General features: G+C 70.1%; 6 protein-coding genes. 3 read left to right on the forward strand and 3 right to left on the reverse strand.

The annotated features are described in order from the left end of the window. Nucleotides 1–144 precede the first annotated feature (144 nt). Nucleotides 145–900: a pyrimidine 5'-nucleotidase gene (locus tag FV233_RS25035; protein WP_147856055.1), complete on the reverse strand. Its 756-nt coding sequence runs from the start codon at nt 898–900 to the stop codon at nt 145–147. 240 nt (nt 901–1,140) lie between these two features. Beyond that, the gene (argB, locus tag FV233_RS25040) at nt 1,141–2,034 is read right to left on the reverse strand and encodes an acetylglutamate kinase (protein ID WP_147856054.1); all 894 of its coding nucleotides are present in this window, start codon (nt 2,032–2,034) and stop codon (nt 1,141–1,143) included. 330 nt (nt 2,035–2,364) lie between these two features. Here argB and FV233_RS25045 point away from each other — a divergent pair, with 330 nt between their 5' ends. The 3 genes from FV233_RS25045 (at nt 2,365) to FV233_RS25055 (ending at nt 12,899) form a co-directional block, all read left to right on the forward strand. After that, a complete protein-coding gene (locus FV233_RS25045; protein ID WP_147899120.1) occupies nt 2,365–3,720 on the forward strand; it encodes a UDP-glucose/GDP-mannose dehydrogenase family protein in 1,356 nt (451 codons plus the stop codon). Between the two features lie 369 nt (nt 3,721–4,089). After that, nucleotides 4,090–11,535: a type I polyketide synthase gene (locus tag FV233_RS25050; protein ID WP_187278220.1), complete on the forward strand. Its 7,446-nt coding sequence runs from the start codon at nt 4,090–4,092 to the stop codon at nt 11,533–11,535. After that, nucleotides 11,532–12,899 (forward strand): aminotransferase class I/II-fold pyridoxal phosphate-dependent enzyme, encoded by a 1,368-nt coding sequence (locus tag FV233_RS25055; protein WP_147856296.1) that lies wholly within the window; start codon nt 11,532–11,534, stop codon nt 12,897–12,899. Before FV233_RS25050 ends, FV233_RS25055 begins: the two co-directional genes overlap by 4 nt. 132 nt (nt 12,900–13,031) lie before the next feature. Here FV233_RS25055 and FV233_RS25060 read toward each other — a convergent pair. Beyond that, a partial coding sequence (locus tag FV233_RS25060; RefSeq protein ID WP_210249505.1) for a GNAT family N-acetyltransferase occupies nt 13,032–13,260 on the reverse strand: 229 nt, incomplete at its 5' end.

The following is a 13,260-nucleotide window of genomic DNA, read 5'->3' on the forward strand; positions in this document are numbered from 1 at the left end:
CCATGAACCTCATCCGCACCGCATCCGACACGGACAGCCTCAAGACCCGCAGAAAAGCCGCCGCTTGGAACCACGACTACCTCAGAGCCATCGTCACTCAGACCGCCTGATCCCCTTCAAGCGATCGCCCTGCCGGTCGCCGCGTCAGGGGCGATCCGCGGCCGTGGAGCCCCGCGTCGCCACCGGCAGCACGCAGGCCGACAGGAAGGCGGCCAGATCGTCCGTGATGTGGTCGATGTGGGGCTCGCGCACCGCTTCCTGCTCGAAGGCTTCGCGGTAGGGATCGACGATCTTGGGGACCACCAGCACGGTGGCCATGCCGAGATCATGCGGCACCGCGAGGTTGCGGGCGATGTCCTCGAACAGGGCGGCCCGGGTCGGCTCGACCCCGTGGGCGTCCAAGAAGCGTTCGTAGGTCGAGCGCTCGGGCTTCGGCACGAAGTTGGCGGCCGCGATGTCGAACACGTCCTCGAAATGGTCGAGGATGCCGAGCTTGGCCGCGACGTTCTCGGCGTGGCGGCGCGACCCGTTGGTCAGGATCAGCTTGCGCCCGGGCAGCCGCTCGATCGCGTCGCCGAGGCTCTGGTCGAGCTTGATCGTCGAGTGATCGATGTCGTGAGCGAAGTCGAGGAAGTCGTGCGGATCGACCCCCTCCTCCGTCAGCAGCGCCGTCAGGGTCGTACCGTAGCGGTGGTAGAAGTATTTCTGCAGGGCGCGGGCCGAGATGCCGTCGATCCCGTAAAGCCGCATGACATAGAGCGTGATGCGCTCGTCCACCTGCGGCCAGACCTGCGCGTCGCTCGGATAGAGCGTGTTGTCGAGGTCGAACACCCAGGTGTCGACATCGGCGAACCCGCGCGACGCGGGGGTGGTGAACTGGGCTTTCTCCGGGTGGTGCACCGTGTCCCTTTGAAATCCTGATCCCTCGGATTCTAGAACCATGCCCGGTCGCAGTGCAATCGGATGCGGCTCGAAACCCTCGGTGCGACGCGGCCCCGACCGGCGATCCCTCCGGAATCGGCGGCCGGGTACGGCCAGGCTTGCAGCGCGGGCTTGCGCGAGGCTGAGCCGGGACGACGACAATGCGCGAGCGGCGCGGGCGTTGCCGCGTCCGATCCGCCCATCGCCGTCCCGACGAGGTCAGCTCCGGCGGATAAGGGTGCCGGCGCCGTAATCGGTGAACAGCTCCAGCAGCACCGCGTGGTTGACCTTGCCGTCCAGGATGACCACCGCCTCCACGCCCCGCTCGATCGCGTACATGCAGGTCTCGATCTTCGGGATCATGCCGCCCGTGATCGTGCCGTCGGCGATCAGGCGCCGGCAATCCTCCACGGTCAGCTCGGGGATCAGCTTCTTGTCCTTGTCGAGCACGCCCGGGACATCGGTGAGCAGCAGCAGCCGCTTGGCCCGCAGCGCCCCCGCGATGGCACCCGCGAAGGTGTCGGCGTTGACGTTGTAGGTCTGCCCGTCCGCCCCGTAGGCCACCGGCGCGAGGACCGGGATCAGCTCGGCCTTCAGCACCGCGTCGAGGACGCCGCGCTCGACATGATCCGGCTCGCCGACCAGGCCGAGATCGACCGTCTGCTCGGTGTGATTCTCGGGGTCGATGACGGTCTTCATCGCCCGCTTGGCGCGGACCATGTTGCCGTCCTTGCCGCACAGGCCGATGGCCCGGCCGCCCTCCGCCGAGATCCAGCCGACGATCTGCTTGTTGATCGAACCGGCCAGGACCATCTCGACCACCTCGACGGTGGCCTCGTCGGTGACCCGCAGGCCGCCGCGAAACTCGGATTGGATGCCGAGCCGGTCGAGCATCTTGCCGATCTGCGGGCCGCCGCCGTGCACCACGATCGGCTTCACGCCGGATTGCTCCAGGAGGACGATGTCCTCGGCGAAATCCTCGGCCGCCGCGCGGTCGCCCATGGCGTGGCCGCCATACTTGATGACCACGATCTCCTGGTCGTAGCGCTGCATGTGGGGCAGCGCCTGGGCCAGGACTTCGGCGCGCACGTGCACGTTCGGCAATTCGGTCATCGCGGTCCTTCGCCGATCCTATGAATGGGGCTTGGTCCTATGAATGGGGCCTGGCGGCGCGCGGTCTCGCCCGGCCGGCGGGCGCGCTTCTACAGGAAGCCGACCGCGCTGCGAAGCCGCGAACGCATGCGCGGAGGGCGCGCGACGGCGACAAGCTTCGGCCGCCGTCAAGCCGGACCTGTCGGCGTTGTCAAAAAACAGTCGTGTTTCCGCGGTGTTGCATGCGCGGAATGGAAACGGGCGCTGCCGAGCGGCCCGGGTTGCATCGCCGCCGGTCTCGGATCATGCTGCAGTGCAGCGAGCCGCACGGCGGGTTGCCGGGAGGACCGGATGCGGATTGCGATGATTGGGGCCGGGTATGTCGGCCTGGTATCCGGGGCCTGCCTCGCCGATTTCGGCCACAGCGTCGTCTGCATCGACCGCGACCCGGACAAGATCGCCAGCCTGAACGCCGGCCGCATGCCGATCTACGAGCCCGGGCTCGACGCCCTGGTCGCCGAGAACGTCCGGCAGGACCGGCTCGCTTTCGGGACGAGCCTGCGGGAGGCGGTGGCCGAGGCGGACGCGGTGTTCATCGCGGTGGGGACGCCCTCGCGGCGCGGCGACGGCTTCGCCGACCTCTCCTTCGTGTTCGATGCCGCCCGGGAGATCGCCGGAGCGCTCACGGGCTTCACCGTGGTGGTGACGAAGTCGACGGTCCCGGTGGGCACCGGCGACGAGGTCGAGCGGATCATCCGCGAACGGCGGCCAGAGGCCGATGTCGCCGTGGCGTCGAACCCCGAGTTCCTGCGCGAGGGCGCGGCGATCTCGGACTTCAAGCGCCCGGACCGGATCGTGGTCGGCAGCGAGGATCCCCGCGCCGAGGCGGTGATGCGCGAGGTCTACCGGCCGCTCTATCTCAACGCCGCCCCGATCGTCGTGACCAGTCGCCGCACGGCGGAGCTGACCAAGTACGCCGCCAACGCGTTCCTGGCCGCCAAGATCACTTTCATCAACGAGATCGCCGACCTGTGCGAGGAGGTCGGCGCCGACGTCCAGCAGGTCGCCCGCGGCATCGGCCTCGACAACCGGATCGGCGGCAAGTTCCTGCATGCCGGCCCCGGCTACGGCGGCTCGTGCTTCCCGAAGGACACGCTGGCTTTGGTCAAGACCGCCCAGGATGCCGGGACGCCGCTGCGGCTGGTCGAGACCGTGGTGGCGGTCAACGACCAGCGCAAGCGCGCCATGGCCCGCAAGGTGATCAAGGCCTGCGGCGGCAGCGTCCGGGGCAGGACCGTGGCCCTGCTCGGCCTGACCTTCAAGCCCGACACCGACGACATGCGGGAGGCGCCGTCCCTGTCGATCGTGGCCGGCCTTCAGGATGCCGGCGCCAAGGTGCGCGCCTATGACCCGGAGGGGATGGAGCAGGCCCGGCCGCTCCTGCCCGGGGTGGACTTCGCGCAGGACGCCTACGCGTGCGCGGAGGGCGCGGACGCCCTGGTGATCGTCACCGAGTGGAACGCGTTCCGGGCGCTCGATCTCGACCGGCTGCGCCGGATCATGGCGCCGGCCGGGTCCGCCCCCGTGCTCATCGACCTGCGCAACATCTACGATCCCGTGACGGCCGAGCGCCACGGTTTCACCTATCGCGGCGTCGGACGATCCAAGGATAGCGCCAAGGCTTATGCCGCTCCGGGGACGTCTTGAACGTTGGCGGACCAGCGATCAGCCGTGCCGTTGCCGTTCTAGATCTGCAGGCTGCTGCAAAGATCTCTTTGGAAAACCCTCGCGGCCCCGGTAGACGGGCTCCGTCCGCCGACGCGCAACTGTGGCATTTCGATGGTCGCGCGACCGTCTCAACAGGCGGTCATGCCGAGCAAACTTGGCATTTCGGCCGTTGGCATTGGAGTGCAGCCTGATGAATACATGTCACAGCGCCGCGCAATCTGCCCGGGCAGGGATGACCTTGCCTGGGGGCAGGTTGGACACCGCAATGGTGCCACAGTAAGGGGTGAGACGGTACTCACTCGTCGCGAGCCGAGCCGACTTCCGATAACGAGCGTGTGCGAACCGAACGTGACACAACGTACAGACATTGCGATCGTCGGACGCGCATGCCGACTGCCCGGGGCCCCCAGCGTCGACGGGCTATGGCAACTCCTGTCCGAGGGACGCTGCGCCGTCAGCAAGGTTCCCAGTGACCGCTTCTCCCTCGACCGGTTCGCGCATCCGCGCGCCCAGGAGCGCGGGAAGAGCTACACCTGGGCCGCTGGCGTCATCGACGACATCTGGTCGTTCGACCCGGCCGTGTTCGGCATCTCGCCCCGCGAGGCCGAACAAATGGATCCGCAGCAGCGGATGCTGCTGGAGCTGACCTGGGAAGCCCTGGAGGATGCGGGTCTGCGTCCGTCGAGCGTGGCCGGCAGCAACATTGGCGTGTTCGTCGGCGCCTCGTCGCTCGATTACGGCAACCTGCGCATCCTCGACGCGGCCTCCGGCGACGCCTACGCGGCCACAGGCAACACGCTCTCGATCATCTCGAACCGCATTTCCTACATCTTCGACCTGAAGGGCCCGAGCTTCACGGTCGACACGGCCTGCTCGTCCTCGCTGGTCGCCTTCGACAACGCCGTGCAGGCGATCCAGTCGGGCCGGGTGGACACCGCGGTCGTGGCCGGCGTCAACGTGCTGGCGAGCCCGTTCAACTTCATCTGCTTCTCCACCGCGCAGATGCTCTCGCGCACCGGCCTGTGCCAGGCGTTCTCGAAGAACGCCGACGGCTACGTGCGTTCCGAGGGCGGCGTGGTGTTCGTGCTGCAATCGGCCGAGGCCGCGCGGCGCAACGGCGCCACCGTGCGCGCCCGGATCGTGGCCTCGGGCATCAATTCCGACGGCCGCACCACCGGCATCTCGCTGCCGTCGGGCTACGCCCAGGGCGCCCTGCTGGAGCGCGTGTACCGCGACGCGGGCATCAGCCTCGACGACCTCGCCTTCATGGAAGCGCACGGCACCGGCACGCCGGTGGGCGATCCGATCGAGGCCTCGGCCATCGGGACCAAGCTCGGCGTCGGCCGCCAGGCGCCGCTGCCGATCGGCTCGATCAAGACCAACATCGGCCACACCGAGCCGGTCTCCGGCCTCGCCGGCCTGATGAAGGCGACGCTGGCGCTGGAGCACAACCTCGTGCCGCCGTCGCTGCACGCGGCCGAGCTGAATCCCGACATCCCGTTCGACGAGCTGAACCTCCGCGTCGTCCGCGAGGCCCTGCCGATCACCCGCGGTCCGCGCGAGCGCTATGCGGGCGTGAACTCCTTCGGCTTCGGCGGCACCAACGCGCACGTCGTCATCACCGACGGCAACGTGGGCGCGCAGGCGGCGGAGGCCGCCCCGGCGCCGACCGCCCAGGTTCTGCTGCTTTCGGCCCAGACCCGCGCTGCCCTGAACGAGCTCGCCCTCGACTATGCCGAACGTCTCGAGGCTGAGCCCGAGCGGGTCGCCACCGTGGCCGCCGCGGTCGCCCATCGGCGCGAGCGCCTCCCCGCCCGCCTGGCGATCGCGCTGGACGGCAAGACCGACGTGGCCGCCGCCCTGCGCGCCGTCGGCGAGGGCGAGGACGCCCAGGACGCCTTCACCGGCACCGCGGTCGACCGCGCCGCCGAGGTCGCGTTCGTCTATTCCGGCAACGGCAGCCAGTGGGCCGGCATGGGCCGCGAGGCCTACGAGGAGAACCCGACGTTCCGGGCCGCCTTCGACAGGGTCGACACCCTGTTCCAGACCTATGCCGACTGGTCGCTCAAGCAGGCCCTCTACGCCGAGGACCTAGACGAGCGCCTGGCGCTCACCAGCGTCTCGCAGCCACTGATCTTCGCCATCGAGAGCGCCTCGACGGCCGCCCTCAAGGCTAAGGGCCTGATCCCCTCCTATGTGCTCGGCCACAGCGTCGGCGAGATCGCCGCCGCCGAGGCGGCCGGCGTCCTCACCCTCGAGGACGCGGTCCGGGTGATCTATTACCGCAGCCACCACCAGGAGACGACGCACGGCCAGGGCACCATGGCGGTGCTGCTGATGCCGGCCGAAGAGGTCGAGGCCTTCCTCAAGGATTACCCGTCCCTCGACATCGCCGCGTACAACAGCCCGAAGGCCGTCACGGTCGCCGGGCCCGTGGCCGACATCGAGGCTGCCCTCAAGGCGCTGTCGCGCAAGCGCCGCCGCGGCCGCAAGCTCGACCTCGCCTACGCCTTCCACGGGCGCCTGATGGACCCGACCGAGAAGCCGCTGCTGCGCGACCTCGCCGGACTGAAGGCGCAGGCCGGAACCACCGCGATGGTCTCCACCGTCACCGGCAGCGTGCTGGAGGGCGACAACTTCGGCGCCGGCTACTGGTGGCGCAACATCCGCGAGCCGGTGCGCTTCAGCGAGGCCGTGCAGGATGCCACCCGCCGCGGCGCCCGCGTATTCGTCGAGGTCGGACCGCGCGCGACGCTGATGTCCCATGTCGGCGACGCGGTCGAGCCGCTCGGCATCGAGACCGCCACGGTCGGCGTCATGCACCGCAAGGCGTCGGGCGGCGACCCGATCGCCAAGGCGGTCAGCGCCGCCCTGGTCCAGGGCGCGCAGGTCGACGAATCCCTGCTGTTCGGCGATGCCCCCCGGGGCGACGTGCGCCTGCCGACCTATCCGTGGCAGCGGCGTCCGTTCCGCCTGGCCGACACCCCCGAGAGCGTCGGCGCGATGAGCGCCCGCCCCTACCACCCGCTGATCGGCTCGCGGACCACCTTCGACGGCCTGGAATGGAACGGCTTCGTCGATCCGGCCACCCTGCCCGAGCTGGAGGACCACAAGGTCGACGGCCAGGTGATCATGCCCGGCGCCGGCTTCGTCGAGATGGCGCTGGCCTGCGTCCGCGAGGCGATGCGCCACGACGAGGTGGTGCTGGCCGATTTCGAGATCCTGTCGCCCATGGTGTTCGCCGAGGAGGCGCTGCGCGAGGTCGCGGTGCGTCTGTCGGGCACCGGCAACGGCATCCAGGTCCTCAGCCGCCCGCGCCTGACCCAGACGCCCTGGCAGCTCCACGCCCAGGCCAAGATCGTCGACGGCACGTTTACGGCCCCGAAGGCACCCGACCTGAACGGGTTCGACTTCGACACCGCCGGCGAGCAGGTCCTGACCGGCGAGGCGCTCTACGGCCGCGCCCGCGCTTCGGGCCTCGGCTTCGGCCCGAGCTTCCAGCAGGTCGCCATGAGCGCCCGGCTGGATGACATCACCATCGTGTCCGACCTGCTGCCGGCCGTGGCCGACGACCGGTTCACCCTGGTCCCGGCCCGCCTCGACGCCTGCTTCCACGGGCTGATCCTGCTGTTCGCGGACCTGCTCGGCGAGAACGCCGGCAAAGCCTACATCCCGGTGCGCTTCGGCGAGGTGCGGCTTCTGCGCCCCGGTGCGGTGATCGCCCGTTCGATCATCCGGACGCGGCGCTGCAACGAGCGCTCGATCCTGGCCGACTTCACCCTGCTCGACGCCGACGGCGCAGTGGTCGCCACGATCCGCGAGGGCCGTTTCCAGGCCCTGCGCGCCAAGGGCGGCGGCGACCTCTCGGCCTTCGCGATCTCGCAGGTGCCGGAGCTCGCCACCGAGCCGACCGCGATCCCGATGGAGCGCCGGCCGAGCGTGGCCGCCCGCCTGCGTCCGCTCACCGCCGAGGCGAAGGGGCCGGCCGACGCCGCCCTGTCGCCGGGCCACCTCCTGCTGGAGGGCTGGGCGACCTCGCTGGCCTATCGCCTCGCCTCCGGGCTGGCCGAGGGTGGGACCGTCTCGGTCGCCGACCGGCGCGTGCCCGAGGCCCTGCGCCCTTGGGTGCTGAACGCGCTCTACGCCCTGGAGAGCAGCGGCCTGGCCGAGCGTGCCGGCCAGAACTGGACCCTGGGCGAAGACGGCTCGGCGCTGCCGGCTCCCGACGAGATCATGCGTTGGATCGCGGGCGACCATCCGGATCTCTCCGCCGAACTGGTGCTGATCGCCGATGTCGGCGCCATGGTCGATCGCCTGCTCGCGGGCAAGCTGACCGAGGCCCCGGCCCTGCCTCAGGGCGCCATCGACGCCTTCGTCATGCGCTCGGCCACCGCCCGCCACACGGCCGACGTGGTCGCCGGCCTGATCGAGGCGAGCCGCGGACACCTGCCGAAGGAGCGCGCCCTGCGGGTCCTGCAGGTCGGCTTCGGCCCGCTCTCCGCCCAGGCGGCCGCCTTCGCGGCGGCGGCCGAGGCCCGGCTCACCGTGTTCGAGGCGGATCGCCGGCTCGCCGAGCGCGCGCGCCTGTCGCTGACCAACGGCGCCGCCGTCGTCGAGGCGGCGGACGAGTTCGCCCCCGGCAGCTTCGACCTGATCCTCGCGGCCGGCAGCCTGCATCGCGGCGATCGCGCCCTGCCGGGGCAGCTCTCCGGGGCGCTCGCCACCGGCGGCCTGCTGGTGGCCGTGGAGCCGGGCGCGTCCCTGTTCCGCGACCTCGTGTTCGGCCTCACGGGCGGATGGTTCGAGGAGGCCGTCGGCGGCATGCCGGTCGGGCGCCTGGAAGATATCGAGGGCTGGCAGCGCACGCTCAGCGCCCACGGCCTGGTCAAGGTCGCGGTCGAGCGCGCGGCGTCGGCCAACGGCGACGACCTGCTTCTGGTCGCCGAGGCGCCGGTGCGTCCGGGCCCCGCTCCGGCCCAGAGCTTCGCCTTCGTGATCGGCTCGGATGACGAGTTCGCGGCCGAGACGGCTTCGTCCCTGGCGACCCTGCTGGTCGCCGGCGGCGTGCACGTGTCGATCATCCTCGATTCCGAGACGTCGCTGATGGAGCTGGAGAAGGAGACCCCCGACACGGTGGTGTTCCTGGCCGGCGCCTTCACCCGCGGCGGCGAGGCGGCCGAGCGGCTGCGCGACCGCTGCCTCAGCCTGAAGCGCTGCACCGAGCATCTCGGTGCCCGCCAGACCCGCCTGTGGGTCGTGGCGCCGGGCGCCACCCGCGACCGCGGCGGCCAGACCACCAACATCGAGGCCGGCGTGTGGGCGTTCTCGCGCACCCTAGCCAACGAGGCGCCGAACCTCGACGTGCGCCGCATCGACCTCTCGCCCGAGATGTCGTCGAAGCGGGCCTCCGAGCGTCTGCGTGACCTCATCCTCTCCGGTACGCCGGAGACCGAGATCGTGCTGGACGACGAGCGGACGCAGGTCGTGCGCTTCCATGCCGGCCGGCCCAAGCACCGGGATCTGGCGGATGCCGTCCCGGCCGAGGCCGCGCGCCTGGAGCGCAGCAACACCGGCGGCCTCAACGAGATGGTCTGGGGCCCGGCCGAGCGCCGCACCCCCGGCAAGGGCGAGATCGAGATCGCGGTCGAGGCCACCGGCCTGAACTTCCGCGACGTCCTGTGGGCGCTCTCGATGCTGCCCGAGGAGATCCTGGAGGACGGCTTCGCCGGTCCCCGGCTAGGCCTCGAATGCGCCGGCCGGGTCACGGCCGTCGGCCCGGGCGTGAAGGGGTTCAAGGCCGGCGACCCGGTCGTCGCCTTCGCCCAGTCGGGCTTCGCCACCCACATCGTGGTGCCCGAGATCGTCGTCGCGCCGAGCCCGCAGGGCCTCGACCCGATGGCGGCCGCGACCGTCCCGGTGGCGTTCCTGACCGCCTATTACGGCCTCGTCTCCTGCGCCCGGATGCGGCGCGGGGAGTGGGTGCTGGTCCATGGCGGCGCGGGCGGCGTCGGCCTCGCCGCGCTGCAGATCGCCAAGCTGAAGGGCGCGCGGGTCATCGCCACCGCCGGCTCCCGCGAGAAGCGGGCCCTGGTGAAGGCGCTGGGTGCCGAGCACGTGCTCGATTCCCGCTCGCTGGCCTTCGTGGACGAGGTCCGGGCGATCACCGGCGACGGCGTCGACATCGTGCTGAACAGCCTGTTCGGCGAGGCGATGGAGCGCTCGCTCAACGCGCTTCGGCCGTTCGGCCGCTTCGTCGAGCTGGGCAAGCGCGATTACGTCGCCAACACCCATATCGGCCTCCGCCCGTTCCGGCGGAACCTCAGCTACTTCGGCGTCGACCTAGATCAGGTGATCCAGCACCAGGGCGACGACGGCGCGCGGATGTTCCGCGAGGTCATGGCCCTGTTCAACGACGGCGGCCTCAAGCCCCTGCCGTACCAGCCGTTCACGGCGGCCGAGACATCGGACGCGTTCCGGCTGATGCAGCAATCGGGTCACATCGGTAAGATCGTGATCAGCCCGCCCAAGGCCGGCACGATCCTCAAGGAGACCAAGCGGCCGTTCACGGTCTCGGAGACCGGCGTTCACCTCGTGACCGGCGGCCTCGGCGGCTTCGGCCTGGAGGCGGCGCGCTGGCTCGTCGACAAGGGTGCCCGGCACCTCGTGCTCGCCGGCCGCAAGGGCGCGACCACCGACGAGGCCAAGGCGATCGTCGCCGAACTCTCTGGGCGCGGCGCCAAGGTCGAGGCCAAGGCCGTCGACATCACCAGCCGCTCGGCGGTGGATCGCCTGATCGCCGAGATCGAGCAAGGCGGGAAGAAGCTCGCGGGCGTTCTCCACGCCGCGGCGGTGCTTCAGGACGGCCTGATCGCCAACATCGACGCGGCGGCGCTGGACGCCGTGATCGGCCCGAAGGTGGTCGGCGCCCAGCATTTGGACGCCGCCACCCGGGACCGCAGCCTCGACTACTTCGTGATGTTCTCGTCGGCCACGACGTTCATCGGCAACCCCGGCCAGGGCTCCTACGTCGCCGCCAACGGCTTCATGGAAGGCCTGGCTCGGCAGCGCCGCCGCCGCGGCCTGCCCGCTTTGGCGGTGGCCTGGGGCGCGATCGGCGATGTCGGCATGCTCGCCCGCAACAAGGCGGTCATGGAAGGTCTCGCCGGCCGCGTCGGCGTCACCCCGATGGAGGCGCGCCGCTGCCTTGACTTGATGGCGGATGCCCTGGAGAGCCAGGGGACCTCGCCGGACGAGGCGGTGATCGCCATCGCGGCGATGCACTGGGGCAAGGCGCGCGAGCGGCTCGCCACGATGCGCTCGCCGAGCTACGCCGACCTCGGGTCGGACCAGCAGGCGGAGGCCGGCGGCGTCCAGGCGATCAACATCGGCGCGCTCCTCAAGGGGGGCGACGTGGATGCGGTCCGCAAGACGGTGTCGGACGCGATCGTCGAGGACATCGCGCGCATCCTGCGCCTGCCCAAGGACGACATCAGCCGCGTGCGCCAGCTCTCCGAGATCGGTCTCGACTCGCTGATGGGCGTCGAGCTCGGCGCCAGCCTGCAGGAGCGCTTCGCCCTCGATGCGCCGCCCGCCGGCCTGTCGTCCGGCATGACGGTCAACGAGCTGTCGGAGTCCTTAATTCAGGCGGTTTCCGCGCCCATGGATGAAGCGGCCGGTGTCGCGATGAGCCTCGTCTCGAAGCATATCGGTGGTGAGATCGATGCGCAGATGATGGCGCCGCTCAGGGAACTCATCGAGAAGACCAACAGCGAGATCAAAGAGACCAACTCATGACCGATACGGCACGGCCTGACGGCGGGCGCGCGGCGCTCGCCGGCTTCGTGACGAACCGCCTCGGACGCGCGACGCCGCGCCCGGCGCCCGCCAAGGCGGCTTCTCCGGCCGGGCAATCGGCTGCGCAGAACTTCGAGAACCTGCCGGGCTACCGCGAGCTGCAGTTGCAGCGCCAGGCGGCGCAGCTGATCGGGCTGGGCAACCCGTTCTTCCGCGTCCACGACGCGAAGGCCGGCGCGACCACACGGATCGACCAGAAGACCTTCACCAACTTCTCGTCGTACGACTATCTCGGCCTGAACGGGCATCCCCGGGTCAGCAACGCGGCCCGAGAGGCGATCGACGCCTACGGTACCTCCGCGTCGGCGAGCCGTGTGGTGGCGGGCGAGCGGCCGGGCCATATCAGCCTCGAGCAGGCCCTGGCGAAGCACTACCGCACCGAGGGCTGCATCGTGATGGTGAGCGGCCACGCCACCAACGTCACGACCATCGGGGCGCTTCTGGAAGCCGGCGACGTGATCTTCCACGACGCGCTGTCGCACAACAGCATCGTCACCGGCGCGCAGCTCTCCGGCGCCCAGCGCCGCTCCTTCGCGCATAACGACCTCGACGCCCTGGAGAGCCTTCTCCAGAACACCCGCCACGAGCACCGCCGGGCGCTGATCGTGGTCGAGGGCCTGTACAGCATGGACGGCGACGCGCCGGACCTCGCGGGTCTCGTTGCGCTCAAGAAGCGCTACGACGCGTGGCTGATGGTCGACGAGGCGCATGGCCTCGGCGTCACCGGCCGCACCGGGGCGGGCCTGTTCGAGCATTGCGGCGTCGACCCGAAGGAGGTCGACCTCTGGATGGGCACGCTGTCGAAGACGCTCTCGACCTGCGGCGGCTACATCTGCGGCCCGATCGCCTTGATCGAGTACCTCAAGCACACCGCCGGCGGCTTCGTGTATAGCGTCGGCATGTCGCCGCCGCTTGCCGCCGCCGCCGAGGCGGCGCTGGCGGTGATGCATGCCGAGCCGGAGCGGGTCGAGCGCCTGCGCCAGAACGGCACGCTGTTCCTGGCCACCGCCAAGAAGCTCGGCCTCGATACCGGCTTCAGCCTCGGGCTCGCGGTGGTGCCGATCATCGTGGGTGACTCGCTCAAGGCCGTGACCCTGTCGGATCGCCTGTTCCGACGCGGCATCAACGTGCAGCCGATCATCCACCCGGCCGTGCCTGAGCGGGCCTCGCGCCTGCGCTTCTTCCTTACCTCCGAGCACACCGCGGACCAGATTCGCGACACCGTGAACGCGGTGGCCGAGGAGATGACGGCGATCGATAAGGGCGGCTCGCTGATCGAGCAGCTGCTGGCCAAGCGCGGCTGAGTTTTTTCGAGCTGCGTCCGAAGAATTCGTCGCACACCTTCGACGAACTCAAACGTGAGCATCAGGCCGGATCGGTTTACCGGCATGATGCTGTAAGCCATGATGCCTAAAGCATAGTGCGCTGAACGCCCGTCATGCCCCGCCTCGGTTCAGCACGATGAGGCCGGTCGCGATCGGCAGGAACAGCCGCATCGGCTTGTCGATCAGCGGCCTGAAGCCGAGATCCGCGTAGAACGTCGCGGCTCGTTCATCGATGGCGTCCGCAAAGATCGCGTGGCTGCCGATGGCGGCCGAGGCCACGGTACGGATCGCATCGAACACCAGAACCTCCCCCAGCCCCTGCCCACGGAAGGCTTCGTCC

It is taken from the genome of Methylobacterium sp. WL7 (assembly GCF_008040085.1).
In the GTDB taxonomy this organism is placed as follows: Bacteria; Pseudomonadota; Alphaproteobacteria; order Rhizobiales; family Beijerinckiaceae; genus Methylobacterium; species Methylobacterium mesophilicum.